Source organism: Planctomycetota bacterium, from assembly GCA_026387035.1.
Lineage (GTDB): Bacteria > Planctomycetota > Phycisphaerae > FEN-1346 > FEN-1346 > JAPLMM01.
This window is the reverse complement of the sequence record JAPLMM010000090.1, coordinates 1-21,993: the sequence shown is the minus strand read 5'-3', so window position 1 is coordinate 21,993 and position 21,993 is coordinate 1. Positions and strand designations below refer to the sequence as shown.

Annotated in this window: 22 protein-coding genes, 1 tRNA gene and 1 pseudogene; 21 read left to right on the top strand and 3 right to left on the bottom strand. The window is 68.3% G+C overall.

What is annotated here, in order from left to right; genetic code table 11:
• The first annotated feature begins 156 nt into the window (after nt 1–156).
• The 18 genes and pseudogenes from NTX40_03155 (at nt 157) to rnpA (ending at nt 14,425) form a co-directional block, all read left to right on the top strand.
• Entirely contained in the window at nt 157–819 is a 663-nt protein-coding gene (locus tag NTX40_03155) for a histidinol phosphate phosphatase domain-containing protein (protein ID MCX5648085.1), read from the top strand.
• Nucleotides 820–1,308 (top strand): hypothetical protein, encoded by a 489-nt coding sequence (locus NTX40_03150; GenBank protein ID MCX5648084.1) that lies wholly within the window; start codon nt 820–822, stop codon nt 1,306–1,308.
• Nucleotides 1,305–2,051 (top strand): hypothetical protein, encoded by a 747-nt coding sequence (locus NTX40_03145; GenBank protein MCX5648083.1) that lies wholly within the window; start codon nt 1,305–1,307, stop codon nt 2,049–2,051. Before NTX40_03150 ends, NTX40_03145 begins: the two co-directional genes overlap by 4 nt.
• Before the next feature lie 151 nt (nt 2,052–2,202).
• Nucleotides 2,203–2,589, top strand: a pseudogene (locus tag NTX40_03140) (cobalamin-dependent protein).
• Nucleotides 2,590–2,767: 178 nt separating this feature from the next.
• Nucleotides 2,768–3,772 (top strand): RluA family pseudouridine synthase, encoded by a 1,005-nt coding sequence (locus NTX40_03135; GenBank protein ID MCX5648082.1) that lies wholly within the window; start codon nt 2,768–2,770, stop codon nt 3,770–3,772.
• Between the two features lie 389 nt (nt 3,773–4,161).
• Nucleotides 4,162–4,662 (top strand): hypothetical protein, encoded by a 501-nt coding sequence (locus tag NTX40_03130; GenBank protein MCX5648081.1) that lies wholly within the window; start codon nt 4,162–4,164, stop codon nt 4,660–4,662.
• A 415-nt stretch (nt 4,663–5,077) separates the two neighbouring features.
• Complete coding sequence (locus NTX40_03125; protein MCX5648080.1) at nt 5,078–5,581, top strand: ferritin family protein; 504 nt, start codon at nt 5,078–5,080, stop codon at nt 5,579–5,581.
• 148 nt (nt 5,582–5,729) lie between these two features.
• The gene (locus NTX40_03120) at nt 5,730–5,954 is read left to right on the top strand and encodes a hypothetical protein (protein ID MCX5648079.1); all 225 of its coding nucleotides are present in this window, start codon (nt 5,730–5,732) and stop codon (nt 5,952–5,954) included.
• 255 nt (nt 5,955–6,209) lie between these two features.
• Nucleotides 6,210–7,220 carry a dTDP-glucose 4,6-dehydratase gene (gene rfbB, locus NTX40_03115; GenBank protein MCX5648078.1) on the top strand — a complete coding sequence of 337 codons (1,011 nt, stop codon included), beginning with the start codon at nt 6,210–6,212 and terminating at the stop codon, nt 7,218–7,220.
• 112 nt (nt 7,221–7,332) lie between these two features.
• Nucleotides 7,333–8,337, top strand: a complete 1,005-nt coding sequence (locus NTX40_03110) for an amidohydrolase family protein (GenBank protein ID MCX5648077.1) — start codon at nt 7,333–7,335, stop codon at nt 8,335–8,337.
• A 367-nt stretch (nt 8,338–8,704) separates the two neighbouring features.
• Nucleotides 8,705–8,779: transfer RNA gene (locus NTX40_03105), tRNA-Met, on the top strand.
• Between the two features lie 370 nt (nt 8,780–9,149).
• Nucleotides 9,150–10,112, top strand: coding sequence for a tRNA (adenosine(37)-N6)-dimethylallyltransferase MiaA (gene miaA / locus NTX40_03100; GenBank protein ID MCX5648076.1), 963 nt, complete (start codon nt 9,150–9,152; stop codon nt 10,110–10,112).
• Nucleotides 10,109–11,275 (top strand): hypothetical protein, encoded by a 1,167-nt coding sequence (locus tag NTX40_03095; GenBank protein MCX5648075.1) that lies wholly within the window; start codon nt 10,109–10,111, stop codon nt 11,273–11,275. Before miaA ends, NTX40_03095 begins: the two co-directional genes overlap by 4 nt.
• 2 nt (nt 11,276–11,277) lie before the next feature.
• Nucleotides 11,278–11,862, top strand: coding sequence for an HDIG domain-containing protein (locus tag NTX40_03090; GenBank protein MCX5648074.1), 585 nt, complete (start codon nt 11,278–11,280; stop codon nt 11,860–11,862).
• 283 nt (nt 11,863–12,145) lie between these two features.
• Nucleotides 12,146–13,159: a J domain-containing protein gene (locus tag NTX40_03085; protein MCX5648073.1), complete on the top strand. Its 1,014-nt coding sequence runs from the start codon at nt 12,146–12,148 to the stop codon at nt 13,157–13,159.
• A gap of 152 nt (nt 13,160–13,311) precedes the next feature.
• Entirely contained in the window at nt 13,312–13,758 is a 447-nt protein-coding gene (locus NTX40_03080; GenBank protein ID MCX5648072.1) for a MerR family transcriptional regulator, read from the top strand.
• Nucleotides 13,755–14,003, top strand: a complete 249-nt coding sequence (locus NTX40_03075; GenBank protein ID MCX5648071.1) for a hypothetical protein — start codon at nt 13,755–13,757, stop codon at nt 14,001–14,003. The genes NTX40_03080 and NTX40_03075 overlap by 4 nt, the downstream gene beginning before the upstream one ends.
• Nucleotides 14,000–14,425 (top strand): ribonuclease P protein component, encoded by a 426-nt coding sequence (rnpA, locus tag NTX40_03070; protein ID MCX5648070.1) that lies wholly within the window; start codon nt 14,000–14,002, stop codon nt 14,423–14,425. Before NTX40_03075 ends, rnpA begins: the two co-directional genes overlap by 4 nt.
• 348 nt (nt 14,426–14,773) lie before the next feature.
• Here the strand turns inward: rnpA and NTX40_03065 are convergent, their stop codons facing one another.
• From NTX40_03065 to NTX40_03055, 3 genes are all read right to left on the bottom strand, one after another.
• A complete protein-coding gene (locus NTX40_03065; protein MCX5648069.1) occupies nt 14,774–15,886 on the bottom strand; it encodes a hypothetical protein in 1,113 nt (370 codons plus the stop codon).
• 447 nt (nt 15,887–16,333) lie between these two features.
• Nucleotides 16,334–17,464 carry a PEP-CTERM sorting domain-containing protein gene (locus NTX40_03060; GenBank protein ID MCX5648068.1) on the bottom strand — a complete coding sequence of 377 codons (1,131 nt, stop codon included), beginning with the start codon at nt 17,462–17,464 and terminating at the stop codon, nt 16,334–16,336.
• A gap of 490 nt (nt 17,465–17,954) precedes the next feature.
• On the bottom strand, nt 17,955–18,611 hold the full coding sequence (locus NTX40_03055; GenBank protein MCX5648067.1) for an HNH endonuclease: 657 nt from the start codon (nt 18,609–18,611) through the stop codon (nt 17,955–17,957).
• Between the two features lie 355 nt (nt 18,612–18,966).
• Here NTX40_03055 and NTX40_03050 point away from each other — a divergent pair, with 355 nt between their 5' ends.
• The 3 genes from NTX40_03050 to NTX40_03040 form a co-directional block, all read left to right on the top strand.
• Nucleotides 18,967–19,902 carry an ExsB family transcriptional regulator gene (locus tag NTX40_03050; GenBank protein ID MCX5648066.1) on the top strand — a complete coding sequence of 312 codons (936 nt, stop codon included), beginning with the start codon at nt 18,967–18,969 and terminating at the stop codon, nt 19,900–19,902.
• Between the two features lie 45 nt (nt 19,903–19,947).
• On the top strand, nt 19,948–21,060 hold the full coding sequence (gene carA, locus NTX40_03045; protein MCX5648065.1) for a glutamine-hydrolyzing carbamoyl-phosphate synthase small subunit: 1,113 nt from the start codon (nt 19,948–19,950) through the stop codon (nt 21,058–21,060).
• A 105-nt stretch (nt 21,061–21,165) separates the two neighbouring features.
• Nucleotides 21,166–21,993 (top strand): ATP-grasp domain-containing protein (locus NTX40_03040; GenBank protein MCX5648064.1); only part of this gene is annotated, 828 nt, incomplete at its 3' end.

The window sequence follows — 21,993 nt, the reverse complement described above, 5'->3', positions numbered from 1 at the left end:
CAAGCCCAATCGCTCCCGCCGCCGCAAGAGGGTTGGGCGGAAGAGCCTTGACCTGAAGCCCCGGCGGGACTACAGTCTTCAAGTGCCGAACCCCCGAAGGAGGGATTTGGCCCTTGACGGACCGGGGGGAGGCATGGGGAGACCCGACAGAGCCGAATGATCGACCTCCACACGCACACGCTACTTTCGGACGGGGAACTCATCCCCACGGAACTGGCGCGCCGGTTCGAGGTGCTGGGGTACCGGGCCCTGGCGATGACGGACCACGTGGACACGGGGATGGTCGAGACGGTGGTGCCGGTGCTGGCGCGGGTGGCGGCGGACCTGGCGGGCGAGATGGAGATGACGGTGCTGGCGGGTGCGGAGGTGACGCACTGCCGCCCCAGGCACATCGCGCGGGTCGTCGAGCGGGCGCGCCGGCTCGGGGCGCGGATCGTGGTGGTGCACGGCGAATCGCCCGTCGAGCCGGTCATCGAAGGGACGAACCGGGCCGGCATCGAAGCGGGGTGCGACATCCTCGCGCATCCGGGGCGCCTCGCGGAGTCGGACGCGCGGCTGGCGGCGGAGCGCGGCGTCCTGCTGGAGATCAGCGGCCGGGCCGGCCACTCGCTCACGAACGGGCACGTGGCGCGCCTCGCGCGCGAAGTCGGGGCCCAGGTGATCTACGGTTCCGACAGCCACGACGTCGGGGACCTGAAGCCCCCCGAGAACGCGGAGCGCGTCCTGGCGGGTGCGGGACTCGGAGCGAAGGAGATCCAGGCGGCCCTGGCGGCGGCCGAGAGGCTGGTCGCCCGGGCGCTTGAGCGGGAGGGACAATAAATGCGAACGTTCCAGCGGATAGCGCGGTTGATTCGTCCGGCGATCGGGTTGCCGGTGCTGGCGGCCCTGGCGCTCGTGGGCCTGATGGTGCTGGCGCTCGGGTGCGGGGGCGAAAACGAGCGGGGCGCGGCGGCGTCGGCGCCGGCGCTGGCGCCGCGGGTGGCGGACGTCCCAGTGCCCGCGAACTTCAAGTTCGACGACCAGGAATCGAAGGACCGCAAGGTCGGCGAGTTGCGGTTCGTGCGGCACCTGTACAAAGGCGGGGCGCCGGTGCGCCAGGTGGCCGAGTTTTATCGGCGCCAGATGCCCGCGGCAGGCTGGACGCTCGTGGAGGAAAGTTTTTCGGTCGGCCGGCAGCGGTTCCAGTTCGAGAAAGGCACCGAAAGTTGCCACATCAGCATCTGGGACGACTGGGGCGCGAAACTCCTGATTCAGGTCTTCCCGCGGGGCGGCAGGCCGATGGAGCCTGACACGGGGTCGGGGATATGAAGAGCAAGCGCAAGCACGAGTTGCAGACGAACGAGTTGGCGGACTGGATCGGGCGGGTGATCCTTCGCCTGAAGCCGCACGCCCGGATTTTAGGCTGGGGCGCCCTGGTGGTCCTTCTGGCGGCGTTCGTCTTTTTCGTGTTGCCGAGAATCCAGCGCGGTTCCGGGGCGGAGTCGGTGTCGTCGGCGGTGTTCAACCGGGCGCAGCGAAGTTTCGAGGCGGAGCCGCTCCGAGAGTTCCTCCGCACCTATCCCGACTCGCCGCAGACTCCGACGGCGCGCTTGATGCTGGCGGATCGGGTGCTTCGCGAGTCGGCGGGCGGCGTCGAGGCCGGCGAAGGCGCCGACCGGCAAGCCAAACGCGAGAAGCAACTCGCCGAGGCCAGAGACCTCTACACGAAGATGGCCGAGACCGACGACGTCCGCCGGCCGATGGCCCGGGTCGGGCTCGCTCTTGTCCTCCTTGAGGAAGGCCGGCTCGACGAGGGCCGGGCGGCCCTCGAGGAAGTGCGCAAAGAGTGGCCTCAGTCGGTTGCGGCCGCGAAGGCCAAATCGCATCTGGAGGCGCTGGCGGGCTACGAGCCGATCGCCTTTTCCGACGAGCCTCTTGAAAAACCCGAGAAGCCCAAGGAACCAGGCGAGGGCGGCGGCGCGGCAAAACCGGGCGAACCGAAAGCGCCCGAAACCGGACCGCCCGCCGAACCGAAGTCCGGCCAGACGCCCGAACCGAAGGCCGAGAAATAGTCCGCCCCGGCGTGCGCCGGTGGGCGATCGAGTCTCCTGTGCAGGCGAACCTTTTTGAGAGAGGACCAACCCATGGCGGATTTGGCAGGGATGGCAGCGGCGCTGGAACGGGGGGACCGGGACACGGTCGTCCGGCTGGTCCAGGGGGCGATTAACGGCCTCGGGCATCAAGCCGCGCGGCAAGGTCGTCATCGGCACCGTGAAACAGGACCTGCACGACATCGGCAAGAACCTGGTGGCGATGATGCTGAAAGGCGGCGGGTACCACGTGACCGACGTCGGCGTGGATGTGGACCCGGCGAAGTTCGTCGAGGCCGCCAAGAAAGTCAACGCGGACATCGTGGCGATCTCGGCCCTCCTGACGACGACGATGCCCAACATGAAGACCGTCGTGGACGTGCTGAAGCAGGCGGGCCTGAAGGTGAAGGTGATGATAGGCGGGGCGCCGATCACTCAAGGCTACGCCGACGAGATCGGGGCCGACGGATACGCGCCCGACGCCGCCAGCGCGGTGGACCTGGCCAAGAGCCTCTTGTAAGTTTACAACGCCCTTTCAACGCAGCCCAAAGGGCCCCTTTGTTACATGGGGAGAGCGCAGAGATTGCAGAGAAGAAACAGTCTGTTTTTCAAAGCAACATCGTTTAAGGTCATTCTGTACTTCTTGCTGTTCTCTGCGTTCTCCGCGTTCTCTGCGTTGAAAAACACAGCGTGAAGAAATGCACCTCCCCGACCGCGAGCCGGAAACCCTCGAAATCACCCTCCAGAGCGAGCCGACCGAGCCGCGCCTCGACCGCTTCCTCGCCCTTCGCTGGCCCGCCCACAGCCGCGCTAGTTTTCAGAAACTCATCCGCGACGGGCGCGTCCTCGTGAACGACGAACCCGTCACGAAACCCTCGGGCGAAGTGCACCGGGGAGACCACCTCTTCGTCACGCTTTACAAGTCCCGGCCGCTCGGCATCGTCCCCGAACCGATTCCCATCTGTGTCCTCTACGAGGACGACGACCTCCTCGCCGTCAACAAGGCGCCCGGGATTATCGTGCACCCCGCGCGCGGCAACCCGCACGGGACGCTCGTCAACGCGGTGGCCTACCACGCGACGAGCCTCTCGCGCGGCGGCGACCCCTGGCGGCCGGGCGTCGTCCACCGCCTCGACCGCGACACCTCCGGCATCATCCTCTTCGCCAAGACCGACGCGGCCCACGTGCGGCTGGCGAGGCAATGGGAGGACCGGACCGTCGAGAAGCAGTACGTCGCCATCGTCGAGGGCGTGCCGGAACTCGACGCCGACGTCATCGAGCAGCCCCTCGGAAAGGACCGCCACGTCCGCACGCGCTACGCCGTCCGCCGCGACGGCACCGGCAAAGAAGCCGCCAGCCATTACGAGGTCGCCGAAACGTTCGATGGGTTTGCGGTCGTCCGCGTCTGGCCGAAAACCGGACGCACCCACCAGATTCGCGTCCACCTCGCGTACATCGGCCATCGCGTTGTCGCCGACCGGCAGTACGGAAGCCGGGACAGGTTGACCCTCCAGGAGATCGCGCGCGGCCGGGCGGAAAGGGACGAGGTGCTCTTGGCGCGGCAAGCGCTGCACGCGGCGCGGCTCGCGCTTCGGCATCCGCGCACCGGCGAGCCGCTCGTCCTCGAAGCGCCGCTGCCGGACGACATGCAGCGGACGCTCGACGCCCTGCGCCGCTGGCGCGCTGTTGGCGCCGAGCGCTGAGCGGCGTGCGACAGGTGAGTTTTTTAACGCCCGGCGTTGAGCGAAGCGAAACGCCGGGACGCTGTTCGCTGTTTGCTGTGCGCCGAGCGCTCTTCGCCGCGCCGGTCCCGGGGATTCCGCCCCGGCTGCGCCGGGGCCTCATCCCCGGGCGTTAACGGCGTGCGGCGCCGAGCATCGCGCGCCTGAACCCAAGGCGCTTGAGCGCAGCGCGTCGCGCGAGTCTGTTAACGCCCGGTCTTGAGCGAAGCGAAACGCCGGGACGAAACGCCGGGACGCTGTTTGCCGTTTGCTGTGCGCCGAGCGCCGGCGGCGCGAATCTGTTTAACGCCCGGTCTTGAGCGAAGCGAAAGGCCGGGATAAGATAGCAATGAATCAACGGGGGCTCGCCCATGCGCTATCACGTGATGTGGGGCACGTACGGCAGTTGGCTCCCCGGCGACCCGCGAGGCTTCCGCACCCGAAAGGGACGCCGACAGGTGCCGTGGGATTACCGTCACCCGCCGCCGCCCGGCACCTATGACCGGCTTCACGCGCACGCGCAGCAGAGCCTGAAGAAGCCGCCCGTCGTCCTCCCCGCGCCCTTGCGCGAGCCCCTCGGCCGGGCGTGTCTGGAGCGGTTCGGCCTCGAAGGCGTCGAGGTCTTTGCCTTGTCCGTGGGCGCGGAGCACGTGCATGCGGCGCTCGAATGCCCCGGCGAGGGCCTCAAGACGTTGGTGGGGCGGGCGAAGAAGGTTTCGTCGCACCGGATGCGCGACCGCCTTCCCGGCCGGGTCTGGCAGGAAGGATGCCGGCCGATCCGCGTGCGCGACGAGGCGCACTGGCAGAACGTGCTAAACTATATCAAGAGTCACGCGCCCGGCGCCTGGGTGTGGGTGCGGGGCGATCCCTGAGGGGCCGTGCCGAGCGCGGGGGTGGTCCCGGGGATTCCGCCCCGGCTTCCGGCTTCGTCTTCGACTACGCCGGGACAAGTCGCCGGGGCCTCATCCCCGGGCGTTATGAGGCGCACCTGTAAACGCCCCGACGCCGCGACCGTCCCGGGGATTCGCCCCGGCTGCGCCGGGGCCTCATCCCCGGGCGTTAACGGCGTGCGGCGCTGCGCATCGCGCGCGTGAATCGCGGCGATTGAGCGCGTCGCGCGTGCGAATCTGTTAACGCCCGGTGTTGAGCGCAGCGAAACGCCGGGACGCTGTTCGCTGTTCGCTGCGCGCCGAGCGCTCTTCGCCGCGACGGGGGTTTTGGGGTTGGCTCGGCGGGTGCAGCAGGTTAGAATTGCCCCGTGTTCACGGGGAATCGAAGGAGGAGCGGATGGCACTGACGGAACGGATGTGCGGGATCCTGGAGATGGGGATCCGCAAGGAGCGGGACGCCCACGATTTTTATCTGCGAGCGGCGAAGAACACGAACCATCCCCTCGGCAAGAAGATGTTCGGGCGGCTGGCGGACGACGAGACGAAGCACGAGCAGTTGCTCGCGTCGTGGTCGAGAGGGGGCGTGTGCCCGCGGAACGTCTCGCTGCCGCCGACCGGGCCGGACATCCTGAAGCGGGCCCACGCGAAGACCGACCGCGCCGTGAAGCCCGAGACCGGCGACCTCGAGGCGATCGAACTGGGGCAGAAGATGGAGCGCGAGGCGATCGCCTTCTACCAGGACGCCGCCGCCAAGGCCGAGGACCCCGAGGCCAAGGACCTCTTCGGCCGACTGAAGGCCGAGGAGGACAAGCACCTGGCGCTCCTCGTGGACCTCTATGAGTACATGCGGAACCCGAACCTGTGGAGCATTCGGGACGAGAAGGCGCATTTCGACTCCTGACGGTCCGGCCGGGGGATGCCGCATCGGCCCGAGATTCTCTTGCAGACCCCCCGGCGGGTGTTACAATGTGTCCAAGGGCTGTGGAACAGCCATGGGGGCCAAAGGGGCCCAGGGTTTGACGACGAGGTTCTGCGAAAGGAGACTGAGGATGAGGTACGTAGCGATGCTGGCGTTGTTGGCGTTTCTGACGGTGCCGCTGGTCGGCTGCAAGAAGGCGGAGGCGCCTGCGCCGCCGGCCAAGAAGCCGTCGGCGGAGAAAGCCACCGATCTGCTGAACAAGGCCGCCGAAGAGGCCGGCAAGGCTGCCCCCGAGGCTGCCAAGAAGGCTGCCCCCGAGGCCGCCAAGGCCGTTGAGAAGAAGGCGACTGAGTAAGTCCCATCGCCTAAATGGGCTTTTACGGCCTGCACGAGAACGCAAGGGCGACCGGGCGCCGCCGTCCGGCGGTGTTTGTGTCGCTCTGCTTTAGGTTCTGTCTGATAAATCGCGCGGTGGCCTTCCCAGGCCACCGCGCAGGGCACGGAAGGCGGTGGCGGCCTAGGAAGTTTACCCGCCGGGGCGGGGCCGCCACCCAAGAGCATTCTGGATTTATCAGACAGAACCTAGACCGGCCGGAGCAGGAAGCCACCCATGCCCACCTGGGTCGTGACCGGAGGCGCCGGATTTATCGGGTCGAACTTTGTTCGGCTCGCGCTCGAGGAGCGGCCGGACCTGCGGATCGTCACGATTGACCTCTTGACCTATGCCGGAAACCTGGGAAACCTGGAAGGGGTTCCGGCGGATCGGCACGCGTTTGTCCGGGCCGACATCTGCGACCCCGAGGCGGTGCGCCAGGCCGTCCCCCAGGGAGCCGACGCTCTCCTCAACTTCGCCGCCGAAACCCACGTGGACCGGTCCATCCTCGGGCCCCTGGCGTTCGTCCGGACGAACGTCCTGGGGACGCAGGTGCTCCTGGACGCGGCCCGCGAGAAGGGGGTCAAGCGGTTCCTCCAGGTCTCGACGGACGAGGTGTACGGGTCGCTCGGGCCCGGCGCCTCGGCGTTCACAGAGGCCTCGCCGCTCGTCCCCTCCAGCCCGTATGCGGCCAGCAAGGCCGCCGCGGACCTCCTCGTCCTCGCCGCCCGGCACACGTACGGGCAGGACGTCGTCATCACCCGCTGCTCGAACAATTACGGGCCGTACCAGTTCCCGGAGAAACTCATCCCCCTGATGCTCTCCAACGCGCTGGAGGATAAGCCTCTGCCGGTGTACGGCGACGGGCGCCAGGTGCGGGACTGGATCCACACGGACGACCATTCGCGGGCCGTCCTGGCGGCGCTCGATGGCGGGCGGCCCGGAACCGTTTACAACATCGGCGCGCGAAGCGAACGGCAGAACATCGACGTCGTGCGCGAGATTCTGCGGCAGGTCGGCAAACCCGAGTCGCTCATCCGCTTCGTCAAGGACCGCCCGGGCCACGACCGCCGATATGCCATGAACCCGGCGCGGATCGAAGAGGAACTCGGCTGGCGGCCGCAGGTTTCCATCGAGGAAGGGCTCGCCGACACCATCCGCTGGTATCGCGACCACGCCGACTGGTGGCGCCGCGTCAAGGACGGGTCGTACCGCGAGTTTTACGCCAAGTGGTACGGCAATCGCTGACCCCGGTCGCACGCCGTCCGCCGTTCAATCCGCAATCCGAAATCCGCAATCCGCAATTTCTTCCCCCCGGAACTTTCCTTGACTTTCCGCCGCGCGGCCTCATCCTAGCCCTATGCCGCGAGAAGCCCCGCGAACCGACGAAGACCTCTCGAAGCCGCCGATCCGCCGGTACGCCGGCCCCATCGTCGATTGCCACACCCACGTCCGCACGCTGGAGGAAGCGCGCCTGCTTCTCGCGGTGGCCGAGGCCTTCGGCGTCCGCGTCGTCTGCGGCGTGGTGGACCTGGAGGGGATGGCGGCGCTCGTCGAGGCGCTGGGGGACCGGTTCCGCCCCATCGTCTGGGTGGATCACGGGCTCATCGGCCGGCCGGAACGCTTCGCTCGCGAGAGCGTCGGCCGCATCCTGGCCGCGCGGAATCTCGGGGCGGTGGCCGCCCGCATCCTGGCCGCGCGGAATCTCGGGGCGGTGGCCGCCAAGTTCTGGTATTCGCCCCGATTCGTCGCCGAGACAGGTTTCTCGATCGACAGCCCGGCGCTCGGGCCCGTCCTGGAGGCGTTGGCGGAACTCGGCATGGCGGCCCTCGTCCACATCGCCGACCCGGACGCCTGGTTTGCCGCCTACTACGCCGACCGCGCGCGGTACGGCACGAAAGCGGAACACTTCGACCGGCTCGAGCGCGCCCTCGACCGCCACCCGGACCTCAAGGTGCTGGGCGCCCATTTCGGCGGCCACCCGGAGGACCTGGCGCACCTCGGCCGACTCCTGGAGCGGCACCCGAACTACGCGATCGATTCGAGCGCCACGAAATGGGTCGCGCGGGCTCTCGCGCTCCAGCCCGCCGAGAGCCGCCGCTTCGTCGTCCGCTGGGCGGACCGGATTCTCTTCGGCACGGACCTGGTGGCCTTTTCCGAGGCCGTGCCGGAGGACTATGCCTCGCGGTACTGGGCCCATCGCTGGATGTGGGAAGGCGAGGGCCCGAGGCCGTCGCCCGTGCCGGACCCGTCCGCGCCCTGGCCCGAAGGGGCGAGGGTCCACGGACTGGCGCTGCCGGACGACGTCCTCGCGAAACTCTACACCGCCAACGCCCGCCGGTTCCTGGGCGTCGAGGTCGCGTGAGTTTTGGGCCGCCGCCGTGAGGCGGCGGTAACGCCCGTCAACGCCCGGCCTTGAGTCCCGGCGTGCCTTGCGCCTTGTGTTTGTTCAACGCCCGGCCTTGAGTCTCGGCGCAGCCGGGACGAAAGGCCGGGACGCCTTTGGCCGCTCGTCGCGCCGCGGCGGTCCCGGGGCCCGCCACGGCGGGTAAAATTCGCCCCGACTTCCGGCTTCGTCCCGGCGCGCCGGGACAATGGGCGCGATGTCATGCGAGCCGCCCGCGGAAGCGGGCGGTCACGTTCCCTACCGTGGCATGTGCCAGGGCGGGGAACGGCGCCGCGATATCCCCGACGCCTTGACATTGGCGCAGCAGCGCATAAACTACGCTCGGGGCTGCGTAGCTCAGGGGTAGAGCAGGGGACTCATAAGCCCTGTGTCGGTGGTTCGATTCCACCCGCAGCCACCAGGCTTCGTTCGCCGCGAGCCTTGCGAGCGGCGAACGAAGCCTGCCACGGCATACCCCCGGCGACCTGTCACGGCGTAGTCCCGGCGCGCCGGGACAAAGTTTACCCGCCCGTGGCGGGCCGGAAGCCGGGCTCTTGCACGCCTCCAAGACCGCCGGGCGCTCAGCGTTTCCGCAGGTCCTTGACCTGGTCTTCGACCAGAATGAGGAACGCCTCCAGGATCGCCACCACCCACAACATTCGGTGGGCCATGCGATGCTCCTCTCCCTGCCCCTCCTCGCTCTCGCGGGGCATAGGATAGCGAGGCCGAAGGTCCGATGCAAGAGGCGAAGTCCCTTGACTTGCCGCCGGGCCGGGCGCACCTTGGCCCCCATGGCGCCGAGCGTTCCTATCCTGGTCATCACCGGTCAGACGGCCACGGGCAAGGAGCGCCTCGCCGTGGCCGTCGCCGAGCGTCTCGGAGGCGAGATCCTCTCGGCCGATTCGATGAAGGTGTACCGCGGGATGGACATCGGGACCGCCAAGGCGCCGCCCGACGTTCGCCGCGCCGTCGCGCACCATCTCGTGGACGTGGCCGACCCGGGTCCCGGCGCGCCGGGATTCTCGACGGCCCGGTGGGTCGAGTCGGCCGATGCCGCCATCGCCGACGCGACCGCCCGCGGGCGCGTGGCAATCGTCTCCGGCGGGACGGCGCTCTACCTGAAGGCGCTCCTGGAGGGTCTCTTCGAGGGGCCGGCCGCGGACGAGCGGGTCCGCGCGCGCCTCTCTGCCGAGGCCGAGGCGAAAGGGGCGGACGCCCTGCATCGGTGCCTGGCGGAAGTGGACCCGGCGGCGGCCGGGCGAATCCATCCGAACGACCTCAGGCGAATCATCCGCGCGCTCGAGGTGTGGGAACTGACCGGATCGCCCATCTCGGCGCTTCAGACGCAGTGGGGCCGTCGCCGCGAACGTTACCGGCCGCTCCTCGTGGCCATCCGCCGGTCGCCCCAGGACCTGGACCGGCGGATCGAGGCGCGCGTCCGGCGGATGGTGGAGGCGGGCCTCGAGGACGAGGTGCGCCGGCTCGCGGACCGGCCGGGGGGATTGGCCCTCGGCCCAAGGCAGGCGCTCGGCTATGCCGAGGTCCTGGAGCATCTGGCCGGCCGAATCACCTGGGACGAGACGCTCGAGGCGATTCGTCTACACACGCGCCAGTTCGCGCGGGCCCAGATGAAATGGCTTCGGCGGTTCGAGGGCCTCGTCTGGCTCGATGCCGCGCCCGACACGCCCACGGATGGGCTCGCCGACCGCGTGGAGCAACTCTGGGACGAGCACGCGGGGAGAACGGCACCATGACCCGGCGGAAAGGGAAGGGCTGGTCCATGCAGAAGGCCGCGGCGATGGCGTGGGCCCTGGCGGCACTGGTGGCCGTGGCGGTCGGCCACGCCGGCGCGCCGGCGGCGGCGGGCGGCGAGGCGCCGCGCGTCCCGCTCATCTACTCCACCGACCTCTATCACCCGCACGTGGACCTGGACGACCACTTCGACCTGGCCCAGGTGTTCGCGATGCCCGAGTTCGACGTCCGGGCGATCATCCTGGACGTGAACGGGGAGGTGGCCCGGGCCGGCCGCCCGGCCGTCGAGCAGATGATTGCCCTGACGGGCCGCCGCGTGCCGTGGGCGCTCGGGCTCAAGAGCGCTCTGGCGGGCCCGGGCGACAAGGCGCTCGACCAGCCGGCCGAGTTCCAGGCCGGGGTGACACTCATCCTGAAGGTCCTGGCCGAGGCCGCCGGCCCCGTAACCGTCCTCACGACCGGCAGCGTGCGCGACGTCGTCGCGGCCTTCAACCGCGACCCGGTCCTGTGCCGGGAGAAGATCCGCGGCGTGTACGCCAACATCGGCAGCGCGGTGGTCGGCGGCGGGGAGTATAACGTTCGCCTCGATGCCGCATCGTACCGGGCGCTCCTGGCGTCGGGCCTGCCGGTCGTCTGGTTCCCCTGCCTTCCGGAGGCGCACCCGGGGGCCACGTTCTGGCGGTTCGACTTCGGGCCGATGTTCGAGGGCGACACCGTGCCCGCCGGTCTGCGGTGCTACTTCACCTACGCCATGCGGAAACTCGACCCCCGCACGTTCGAGCCCGTGGCGGCGCTGGCCGACGCGTCGCTGGCGTCCGTCCGGCCGAAGGGGCTCAAGGAGATGTGGTGCACGCCCAGTCTCCTCGCGGCGGCCGGCCGAAAGGTCTACCGCACCGGCCCCGCCGCGTGGGTGGCGGCGACGGCTCCCCCGCCCGGCGCCACCGAGGAACGGGTCTGCGAACTCGTCCCCGCACGGGTGGAACTGGACGATGCCGGCAAGCCCACGAAGGTGGAGTACGGCGCGGCCGAGCCCAACGTGACGGCCTTCCGCAGGACCGACGCCGAACGTTACGGCAAAGTGATGAACAGTTGCCTTCTCGACCTCTACCGGCGATTCCCCCTGGCCGGCAAGGCCGCGGAGGCCGGGCACACGGAAGGGAGATGACCATGGCGGCGAATGTTCCGACGCGCGACGAAGCGATGGCGCTCGTGAAGGAGTTCAACAAGAGCGAGGGCCTCATCAAACACGCCCTGGCCGTCGAGGCTGTCATGCGGTACATGGCCCGGAAGCGCGGCCAGGACGAGGAGACGTGGGGCGTCGTCGGCCTCATCCACGACCTCGATTACGAGCGGTTCCCCGACCAGCACTGCAAGAAAACCGAGGAGATTCTCCGCGAGCGCGGCTGGCCCGAGGGCCTTGTCCGGGCCGTCGTCTCGCACGGCTACGGGCTCTGCACCGACGTCGAGCCCCAGACCGAGATGGAGAAGGTCCTCTATGCCATCGACGAACTGACGGGCCTGGTCGTCGCGACCGCGCTCGTGCGCCCGTCGCGGTCCGTCATGGACATGGCCGCCAAGAGCGTCCGCAAGAAGTGGAAGGACAAGGCGTTCGCGGCAGGCGTCAACCGCGCGGTCATCGAGGACGGCGCCCGGCGTCTCGGCATGGACCTCTCGGACCTCATCACCGACACGATCCTGGGCATGCGCGAGGCGGCCGAGGAACTCGGTCTGGCGGGCCCGGCCAAAGCCTGACAAGACAATGCCTCACGCCAAGGTTGCGAGGGACGGGCGCGCCCACGTCGAGACGGGCCACGTTTAGCCGCCGCGCTTGCGCGGCGTGTGTTGTTCCGGCCGGCGAACCCGTTGCCCCGCGTGCCCGCGTTCGCTTATAATCATTCCGGTCCCGGCGCGCCTGCCCCGCCTGCCCCGTTGGGGTTGGGGTTGGGGTTGGGGTTGGGGCCGGGATTCTCAACCCTTGTGGCCCCTCGACTACGCTCGGGGCCACCCTGAGCCTGTCGAAGGGTGGAAAATTGGCATGGCGGAGCGGGACTATTACGAGGTGCTCGGCGTCCCCCGCGGGGCGAGCCAGGAGGACGTCCGCAAGGCCTATCGCGGACTCGCCCGCAAGTTCCATCCCGATCTGAACCCCGGCGACGCCGAGGCCGAACGCCGGTTCAAGGAACTCGGCGAGGCGTACGAGGTCCTCTCGGACCCCAAGAAGCGCCAAGTGTACGACCAGTTCGGGCGCGAAGGCGTCCGGGCGGGCGCCGCCACCGGGGCCGGGCCGTCCGGAGTCCGCTACACCTGGACCGGCGAAGGGTCGCCGTTCGAGGACGTGGCGTTCGAGGCGTTCGCCGGTTCGGGCGGCCAGGCGGGGAGCATCTTCGAGGAAATCTTCAGCCGCCTGGGCGGGATGCGCGGCCGGCGCGGGGCCCAGCGGGCGGCGGTCGCCGGCCGGAACCTCGAGAGCGAAATCGAATTGTCGTTCGACCAGGCGGTGGGCGGCGTGCGGACGAGCGTTCTCGTGCAGCGTCCGGTCGGCGACGGGCGTGTGCGGCGCGAGCACCTCCGGATTAACGTTCCGGCGGGAGTCCGGGATGGCCAGCGGATCCGCCTCCGCGGCCAGGGAGCGCCGGGCGCGGGCGGGGCGCCCGCCGGCGACCTGTACCTGAGAGTCCGCGTCAAGCCGCACCCCTATTTCCGTGCCGAGGGGCGCGACGTGACCATCGACGTGCCGATCTCCGTCGCCGAGGCCGCCCTCGGCGCAACGGTCGAAGTGCCGACCGTTCACGGCCGAACGAGCGTTCGTATCCCGCCGGGCACGGCGGGCGGGGCGAGACTGCGGCTGAAAGGTCAGGGCCTGCCCGACGCCAAGGGCGACTCGCGCGGCGACGAGTACTGCGTCATTCGCATCGTGCCGCCCAAACGCCTCGACGAACGCCAGAAGCGTCTGTTCGAGGAATTGCGCGAGGCCGAGGGCCCGGGCCCCCGGCGGGGCCTGGAGTGGGCCAAAGAGGAATCGCCGGGTAAAAAAAAGGGCGGCGAATGACGGTTTTATGGTGCGGCGGGAGAACATCGCCGCGACCTTCCGGTCGCGGCTCACGGTGAGCCGCGGGCGGAAGCACGCGGCGAGCGCGACCGGCCGTGGCACACGACGCGGCGGGAGAACGTGGCGCGCCGCGTAAGGACGGGGAGCGACTCATGAGCCCGCAGAGCGAACCGGAAACCTACACGGTCCAGCAGGCGGCCGAGAGGCTCGGTGTCAGCCCCGCCGACGTCGAGTCGTACGTCGAGGAAGGGCTCGTCGAGCCGGCGCGGGGGCCGGCCGGGCGGAAGTCGTTCAGCCGGGCGCAGATGCGCCGGCTCTGGACCGTCGTGACGCTGCATCGCGACCTGGGCGTCAACCTGCCCGGGGTAGGGGCGGTGCTGCAACTGCGGGAGCAGTTCGAGCAGATGCGGCGCGATTTGGAGACGCTCGTCGAGATCGTCGAACGCGAACTCGGGCCCGACGTCTGGGACCGCCTCTGGCCCGAAGGCCGGCCCCGGCCGGGCGTCAACATCTCGGTCGAGGGCATCTCGGAACCCGGCGCTCCCGAAGGGGGCGAGGCGCAGCAGCACGGGTCGCCGGAACCGGAGGAACAATCGTGAACCACGACCTTGCGTCCTCGCTTGCCTTGAGCGCCCGAGGCGAAGGCTGGGCTTGGTGGATGGTTCTGGTCGCCTGCCTGGTTGTTGTCTTTTTTCTTCTGAGCGTTTTGCGGCGGCGGCTGGACCGGCCGATGGACCACAAGCCGAGCGACACGACCGACGCGTGGGCGGAGGCCGGCCGGCGGCTTTCCGTGAAGCCGGACGACCAGAACGGGCAGGACTCAGAGGAAGAGGATGCCGGATGAGCGATTCGCCCGCGTCGCCGCGAGGCGTGCCCGCGCCACGACCGACGCTCAATCGCCGAGAGCGGCTCCTGGCCGCGAGCGGCTTTCGCGCCGTCTATGCCGCACGCGCCCGCGCGGGCGACGGGCGGCTGGTCGCCTACGCACGCCCGAACGGGCGCGACGTGACGCGGCTCGGCGTGTCGGTGGGGAAGCGGTGCGGCAAAGCGGTCGGGCGGAACCGGGTCAAGCGGCTCCTGCGCGAGGCGTTCCGGCAGGCGCGGGCCGACTTGCCACGAGGATACGATGTGGTCCTCGTCACGCTCGGCCGGGACTACACGTTTGAGGAGTTGGACCGGCGGATCCGCACGCTTGTGCCCGAGGCCGTCCGGCGAGCCCAGGAGCGTGCGGCCAAGGGGTCCGACACGGAAGGAGCGGCAAGGTGAAGGGGGCGGCCGGAAGGGCGCTCGGGTGGCTGGGATCCCGTGCCGCCGGCATCGCGCGGTGGTTCAACGCCCGGCCTTGAGCGGAGCGAGGCGTTTGGCGCGAATCTGTTAACGCCCGGCCTTGAGCGGAGCGAAAGGCCGGGATGTCCCGGAGATTCGACCTGACGAAAGTCAGGTCTCATCTCCGGGCTTTAGAGGCTGTTTCAAATCCCCTCTCCCCCCGTGGGAGAGGGGTAGGGTGAGGGGGGTAGCGCCAGGCCTTCGGCCGACTTCACCCTCACCCCCTCCCTCTCCCATCGAGGGAGAGGGAGTTGTGAAACAGCCTTTTAGCCGAAGCGCCGGTCGGCGCTACTCGGCGACGCCGGCGCGGGCCTTCAATTGCTCGAGCCGCTCCCGGATGGCCTGGGCCTGCGGCGACTCGGGGTACTTTTCCATCAACTCGACGGCGAGGTTGTAGGCCTCGCGGTGTCTGCCGGTCTGGACGTGTTCGGCGATGCGGGTCTCCCATTCTCGGCGTTCCATGACGGCGGCGTTGCGGCGGAGTTCCTCGACCTGGCCGGCCAGCGCGTGGGCCTCGGGGCTGTCGGCGTGTTTCTCGAGGAGCGACTCCGCGACGCGCAGCGCCTGGCGCCAGTGCCGCCGGGCCGCAAGGTGCTCGATCTCGCGGTACAGGCGCTGCTGCTCCTGGCGACTGCTGCCTTCCTGTTCCAGCCGGACGCTTTCCGGCAGCCGGGCCGCGTCGGGGTTCTCGGGGTACTGTTCGGCCAGGGCGCGCGCCATCTCCATCGCGCGCTCCCACAGCCCCAGGCCCGTGTACCGGTGGATCTGGTCGGTGATGGCGGTGATCTCGGTTTGTTCGTGCTGGCGGAGGGATTCGGAGAGACGGGCCTCGAGTTCGGCGACCTGGTTGGAGTCGGCGTAGCGGGCGCGGAACTCTTCGAGCCGTTCCTGGGCGTCGCGGTACTTGGCGGCGTTGATGAGGGCTTCGATCTCGCGCCGAAGGGCCTGCTGGCGGTGTTTCTTGGCCAGTTGCCGCTTCGCACCCTTCTCGTCTTCCCCCAGGAGCGTGTTCTCCATGATCTCCGACAGCAGGCTGACGACTTCCTGGTGGGACGCGGTTTCCAGTTCCGTACTCCCCTGGCCGCCCTCGCGTTTCTGCTCGAGGGTGCGGAGCGTCCGCTCCATGAGTTTCGCGCTGACCGAGGCGCTGAACGCATACTTCAAAAGCAGCGCCAGGCACATCGGCAGGACGCCGAGCACCGCGCAGCCGGCGAAAACCCCCGTCGCGAGGACCAATCCCGCGAAGGAAAGTTTTTCCTGAACGGCTTCCAGGATGGCGGCGCCGAGAGCCACCAGGGCGCCGGCCCATGCCGCAATGGCGAAGAGCCAGAGCAGCCACGTCACGGCGCCAGGCCGAGGCAACTCCTTACCGATGGGTTTTCCTTCCGGGAACCGGGTCATGCCGTCTCTCCTTTTTCAAGGTTCGCCCGTTTGGCCGGCCGGCGCTCCCCCGCCTCAGGGGACAGAAAATTCGCCAGGAATTTTCTTGAATGCTCCCGGCCGGAATCCTAGCATGTCGTTGTTCATAACTCCGGCCCATCCCAGCGCAAGGGCCTCGCTCGGCGTCTTCGGACGTATGGGCGGGGCCCGATTTTTTTGCGCCGGCGCCGAGCCCTATTCTAACACAGGAGGGGGTTGGAGGAAAGATTTCTGTGCGCAGATTTTCCGCGCCCCGAGGAAACGGTGCAACGAAGTCAACGGATGGGGCTAGGCTCTGTCTGAGAAACGCGCGGCGGTCCCGGCCCCAACGGGGCAGGCGCGCCGGGACCGCCGCGAAGAACCAGGAGAACGTGAAACGGGTGGCAGCCTGGGAAGGCCGCCACCCGATGGGGGTTTTTCAGACAGAGCCTAGCCGTGCCGGCGCCGGCGGACAGCCCAGGTGGTGATCGCCCCCAGGCCGATAAGCAGGAGCGACGCAGGCTCCGGAACCACTGGGACGATGGGAATGGGGCCGCCTCCCCCGCCGCCCCCCCCGCCGCCACCGCCCCCGCCGCCGCCACCCCCGTCGCCGCCGGGCGGCGTGCCGCTGCCGCTGCCTCCGGACCCGAACTCGTAGGGGCTCGACGCGATGTCATACGGAAAAATGGCCAGGCCGGTGGGATGGTTGATCGGGCGTTCGTGCGGCAGCCAGTCGATCGGCAGTTCCGCCGTCCCCACCAGGGCCACCTTCACGTTGCCCGTTTCCTGTCCTTGCGAGGCCACGACCGAGATGTTCATGCCCATCTGCGAGAGGAACGTCGGCAGGATGCCGAGGTCCAGCCCGACGGCCATGGCCGTCTGCGATTCCTGGGCGGGTGTTTCGACGGGTCGCCGGCCGAACGCGTCCGTTGCGGACCCGATGTCGGCCGAGTCCACGCGCGTCCGGTGGTCCACGGCCATGTAGGCGTGTGGCTCAAGGCCGGGGCCCTCGAAGGCCGCCGCGCCAGCGGGTATCTCCAGCGCCAGCATCATCTCGACGTTGACGTGCGGCCGGATGTAACTGATGGCGGATTCATTCGCGAGGATCCAGTTCGCGATGGAGCCGTCGGGCTTGCCGTTCATGTACCGGCCCATGCCGCCCGGACCGAGCGCCAGGACCGCTGCGTCCGAGAGGGGATTGGCCCGCTCGTCCGACGCCGCATGCGACAGACCCGTGACCTCGGGATACACGAACGACGCCAGGCCGGCGGGAGCGGCCAGTTCGGCCGGCGCCTCGAACACCACGGTGCGAGGGGCGCCCGCCGCCATCCACGCGGAATCCTCAGCCGCCGGATCCAGCGGGCGTGCGGCCCAGCCCCTGAAGATCTGGCCACCGGCCGGCGCCAGGTACACTTCAACGAGTTCCTGACCGTCGGCCGTTAGGGCGACGGACGGCCCGAAACCGCCCGGAGTCCTGCCTTCAAAGAGGTTCCCGTCGGGGATGCTGGCGCCGGCGCCCACGCCCGCCAGCCAGAGGCCCGCCGCGATCCCCAACACCGCCCGAAAGGTGGTCTGAAACATAGCGACTGTCCTTTCCTGTCTTTCGGGGGAGCGGGGGACGATATGCCGCGCCGATGGCGTGAACAGAAACCACGCACGGCGCAAAGTCCCGCCACATTGGAGGGCTATATCGCTTAGCCCGCTTTCCCCGGGTGCATCTCGGCAGAGATACTCAACCCTGCCGTTGACATTATACACAAGAACGGCGGAAATGCAAATTTCCGAGAAAGATTCCGGCCGGCGGGGCGGATAAAGGGCCCCTATTGGCCGAATAAGCCGATTTTCGGCCTTTTAGATTCTGCTCTTCCAGCCCAGCCGGTCCGGACGGAATGCCGGCGGGAACGTCCGATAACCTGCTGCCCGGCCAACCGCAGAGCGGGCGCCTTTCAAAGCCCGCAGATGAGCCCCGGCGCGCCGGGACTCATCTGCGGGATGCGCGCCGTTCACATTTAGCCGCCGCGCTTCCGCCGTCGCCAAGGCTATGGCGGACAAGTGCGCGGCGCGTGCCCCCTCAATCACGCAGTTCCACGTGCCAGTACGCCGCGTCCAAAAACTGCTGCCACGACCGATACTTCGGGTCCCGGGCGTGCAGCGTGATGACCGGGCTGAAGCGCGGCGCCTTCGGTTCGCGCACCAGGTTCATGCCCGCCTCCGCCGGGGTCCGCCCGCCCTTGCGCACGTTGCACTCCAGGCAGGCGCAGACGACGTTGCTCCAGACGGTGTGTCCGCCTCGGCTCCGGGGGATGAGGTGGTCGATCGAAAGGTCCGAGGTGCGGAACTTCCGGCCGCAGTACTGGCACCGGCTCGAATCGCGCGCAAAAAGGTTCCGACGGTTTAGCCGCACACGCGTCTTGGGAATCCGGTCGTAGCGCACCAGGCGGATGACGCGCGGGACGGCCAGGTCGAACCGCACCGTCCGGATCCACTCCTGGTGCAGCGCCGGCTGGAACTTCCGCCGGTATTGCGAGAGTTCAGCCCACGAAGAAAAATCGTAGCAATTGTACGATTCATCCTCCACCGACACGACCTCCGCCACCTGTTTCCACAACAGGACAAACGCGTGCCGCGCGCGGATCACCCGCACCGCCATGAACAGGCGGTTCAGCACCAGGACGCTCGAGTCCAGGGCGCTGTGGGCCGGCGCTGCCAATGCCATGGCGTGGCTCATCTCTGCTGTCCTCATGCGCGCGAATCACCCCATACTATAGACCCAACGCCCCCCCTTGTCCAGTTTCCCCGCCCCGCCCGCGCCGCACCAAAAAACACCGCGCGGCGGGTGTCCCCACCCGCCGTGTTGCCGTTCGAGCCGCGACCTTCTGGTCGCGGTCACGGCTCTTGAACTTGGCTTGTCCCCATGCGCCCGCCACCGGATTTAAGGAAACACTTCGCCGCCAGGGCTGTGGAATTTCCCGGAAGGTATGCTTGCAATCCGCGCGTGCGCCCGCTATCCTTTCGCCCGCCAGGCTGACCAGCAACCTTGCGGGGTACGCTTCGCAGGTCAGACGCGCATTAGGGGAGAAAAAGTGAACCACAAGGCATTTGCACAACGTCAGATCGCCGCCATTCGCCGCACCGTCGGCAAGGGCCGGGCCATCAGCGCCCTGTCGGGAGGAGTCGACAGCGCCGTCGCCACGATCCTGGCGCACCGCGCGCTCGGCAAGCGCCTCAAGGTCATCTTCATCGACGACGGCCTGATGCGCGAGGACGAACCCCAGGAGGTCCGCGCGGCTTTCGCGCACCTCGGCATCCGCGTGCGGATCGTCCGCGCGGCGCGAACGTTCTTCGCGGCGCTCAAGGGACGGACCGATCCCGAGCGGAAGCGCAAAGCCTTCCGCGACGCCTTCTACAAGGTCTTCAAGAAAGCGGTGCGCGCCTCCGGCGCCCAGTTCCTCGTCCAGGGGACCATCGCGGCCGACATCGTCGAAACCCGCAAGGGCGTCAAGACGCAGCACAACGTGCTGGACCAGATCGGCATCAGCGCAAAGGGCCGCTACGGCTACACGACGATCGAGCCCCTCAAGACGCTCTACAAGCCCGACGTGCGGAAGGTCGGCCGGGCCCTCGGCCTGCCGAGAAGCCTTTACGCCCGCATGCCGTTCCCGGGCCCGGGCTTGGCGTGCCGATGCCTCGGCGAGGCGAACCCCGAGCGCATCGCGATCGTCCGCACCGCCTGCAAGATCGTTGAGGAAGAGACGAAGCGCTTCAAGAAGTTCCAGGCGTTCGGGGTGCTCCTGGAGGACCGGGCGACGGGGGTGACGAAGGACGGCCATCGGCGTTTCGGCCACATCATTGCCGTCCGCTGCGTGGATTCCGAGAACGCGATCACAGCCACGGCGACGAAACTGCCCTGGCCCGTGCTCATGAAAATCCAGAATCGGATCTACCGGGAGATCCCGTCCGCAACGAAAGTCGTGTACGATCTGAGCCCGAAGCCGCCCAGCACGATTGAGTACATCTAGGCGTTCGCGGCCAAGCAGACGCCGGACCAAGTCGGCGGAGACCGTATGAGCGGAAACAAGGCGGCGCTGATTCTCGAGGACGGCACGGCGTTCGAAGGCAAGCCCTTCGGCGCCGCCGGGGAAGCCTTTGGAGAAGCCGTTTTCACCACCGGCGTCGTCGGGTACCAGGAACTCCTCACGAACCCCTCCTACGCCGGCACGCTGGCTGTCCTCACGTACCCGATCATCGGCAGTTACGGCGTCAACGACGAGGACAACGAGTCCGACGGCGTTCACGTCCGCGGCATCGTCGTCCGTGAATACAGCCGAACCTTCTCGAACTTCCGCGCGACCGGATCCCTGGAAGATTTTCTGAAGGAGCACGGCGTCGTCGGCATCCGCGAGGTGGACACCCGCGCCGTTACCGTTCACTTGAGGGACCACGGCGAGATGGGGGCGGCCATCGTCTCCGGCGACTTTGACGTGAAGGCAATCGCCAGGAAACTCAAGAAGACCCCCTCCCCCTTCGGCGGAGACCTCGTCGAGGGATTGACCTGGGAAAGCGTCCGGCCTCCGAAGGGCCCGACGAAACACCGGATCGTCCTCGTCAACCTGGGCGTGAAGAACAGCCTGCTCGTGCAACTCGCCGCCCTTGACTGCTCGGTAGACGTTCTGGCCTGCACGGCCTGCGCCGATGAGGTGCTGGCCAAGAAGCCCGAGGCCGTCATCGTCGCCGGCGGTCCGGGCGACCCGCGCGTCCGGACGCGTGCCGTCAAGATGGTCGCAGGGCTCCTGGGCAAGGTTCGGCTGCTGGGGATCGGCCTGGGGCACGAGGTGCTCGCCCTCGCCCTCGGATGCAAAGTGAAGCGCATGAAAACAGGCCACCGCGGCGTCAACTACCCCGTCACGGACCTGACGGGCGGCCCCTCGCTCATCACGGTTCAGCATCACAGTTTCGTGGTGGATGGCGAGCGCTTGCCGAGAGACGTTGCCGTCGCCTACGAAAATCTGAATGACGGGACGGTCGAGGGAATCCGCAGCCGCAAGTTCGACGCGGCGGGCCTTCAGTTCCACCCGTGCCCGGACGAAATAGGCGCGCCGAGCCCGCTCTTGAAGGCATTCTCGGAAGGCGGCCGCCCGCCCGCACGTACGAAGAAACGAGGCAGGCGCAAGGCCTGAATGAGGCGGTTTGAGGTCTTGGACTGGAGATCTCCGATTTGAAATCTGAAATTTGAGATCTGAGATTTGAGATCTCAAATCTCAAAGAACGGACAGGGAACGCCCGTGCCCAAGCGCACCGACATCAAGAGCGTGCTGATCATCGGCTCCGGCCCGATCATCATCGGCCAGGCCTGCGAGTTCGACTATTCCGGCTCCCAGGCCTGCAAGGCCCTCAAGGAAGAGGGCTACCGGGTCATCCTCATCAACTCGAACCCGGCGACGATCATGACGGACCCGCGGATGGCCGACCGCACCTACATTGAGCCCATCACCGCCGAGGTCGTTGAAAAAATCATCGCGCGCGAGCGCCCCGACGCGGTTCTGCCGACCCTCGGCGGCCAGACAGGCCTCAACGTCGCCGTCTTCCTCGCCCGCGCCGGGGTGTACAAGAAGTACGGCGTCGAGGTCCTGGGCGCCAGCCCCGAAGCCATCAGCCGCGCCGAGGACCGCGACCTTTTCAAGAAGGCCATGCAGGAGATCGGCATCCGGGTGCCGGAGAGCGGCATCGCCACCAGCGTCGAAGAGGGTCTGGAGATCGGCCAACGGATCGGGTTCCCGCTGATTCTACGTCCGGCGTTCACGCTGGGCGGCGCGGGCGGCGCGACGGCCTATAACCAGGAAGAACTCGCCGCCGCCCTCACCCACGCCCTCACCACGAGTCCCGTCGGCCAGGTGCTCGTCGAGCAGTCGGTCCTCGGGTGGAAGGAAATCGAGTTCGAGGTGATGCGCGATTGCCGGGACAACGTCATCATCATCACCTCGATGGAGAACGTGGACCCGATGGGCGTCCACACGGGCGACTCGATGGTCGTCGCCCCCTCGCAGACGCTCACCGCCAGGGAATACACCGAGTACACCGACCTGTGCCGCCGCATCATCCGCAAGATCGAC

Bases quoted from the DNA above. Each gene is read 5' to 3' on its own strand.
- NTX40_03155 (MCX5648085.1), top strand. From the start codon at position 157: ATGATCGACCTCCACACGCACACGCTACTTTCGGACGGGGAACTCATC.
- carA (MCX5648065.1), top strand. From the start codon at position 19,948: ATGAGCGGAAACAAGGCGGCGCTGATTCTCGAGGACGGCACGGCGTTC.
- NTX40_03095 (MCX5648075.1), top strand. From the start codon at position 10,109: ATGACCCGGCGGAAAGGGAAGGGCTGGTCCATGCAGAAGGCCGCGGCG.
- NTX40_03080 (MCX5648072.1), top strand. From the start codon at position 13,312: ATGAGCCCGCAGAGCGAACCGGAAACCTACACGGTCCAGCAGGCGGCC.
- NTX40_03125 (MCX5648080.1), top strand. From the start codon at position 5,078: ATGGCACTGACGGAACGGATGTGCGGGATCCTGGAGATGGGGATCCGC.
- NTX40_03135 (MCX5648082.1), top strand. From the start codon at position 2,768: ATGCACCTCCCCGACCGCGAGCCGGAAACCCTCGAAATCACCCTCCAG.
- NTX40_03130 (MCX5648081.1), top strand. From the start codon at position 4,162: ATGCGCTATCACGTGATGTGGGGCACGTACGGCAGTTGGCTCCCCGGC.
- NTX40_03090 (MCX5648074.1), top strand. From the start codon at position 11,278: ATGGCGGCGAATGTTCCGACGCGCGACGAAGCGATGGCGCTCGTGAAG.
- NTX40_03150 (MCX5648084.1), top strand. From the start codon at position 820: ATGCGAACGTTCCAGCGGATAGCGCGGTTGATTCGTCCGGCGATCGGG.
- NTX40_03145 (MCX5648083.1), top strand. From the start codon at position 1,305: ATGAAGAGCAAGCGCAAGCACGAGTTGCAGACGAACGAGTTGGCGGAC.
- miaA (MCX5648076.1), top strand. From the start codon at position 9,150: ATGGCGCCGAGCGTTCCTATCCTGGTCATCACCGGTCAGACGGCCACG.
- rfbB (MCX5648078.1), top strand. From the start codon at position 6,210: ATGCCCACCTGGGTCGTGACCGGAGGCGCCGGATTTATCGGGTCGAAC.
- NTX40_03120 (MCX5648079.1), top strand. From the start codon at position 5,730: ATGAGGTACGTAGCGATGCTGGCGTTGTTGGCGTTTCTGACGGTGCCG.
- NTX40_03055 (MCX5648067.1), bottom strand. From the start codon at position 18,611: ATGAGCCACGCCATGGCATTGGCAGCGCCGGCCCACAGCGCCCTGGAC.
- rnpA (MCX5648070.1), top strand. From the start codon at position 14,000: ATGAGCGATTCGCCCGCGTCGCCGCGAGGCGTGCCCGCGCCACGACCG.
- NTX40_03060 (MCX5648068.1), bottom strand. From the start codon at position 17,464: ATGTTTCAGACCACCTTTCGGGCGGTGTTGGGGATCGCGGCGGGCCTC.
- NTX40_03110 (MCX5648077.1), top strand. From the start codon at position 7,333: ATGCCGCGAGAAGCCCCGCGAACCGACGAAGACCTCTCGAAGCCGCCG.
- NTX40_03085 (MCX5648073.1), top strand. From the start codon at position 12,146: ATGGCGGAGCGGGACTATTACGAGGTGCTCGGCGTCCCCCGCGGGGCG.
- NTX40_03065 (MCX5648069.1), bottom strand. From the start codon at position 15,886: ATGACCCGGTTCCCGGAAGGAAAACCCATCGGTAAGGAGTTGCCTCGG.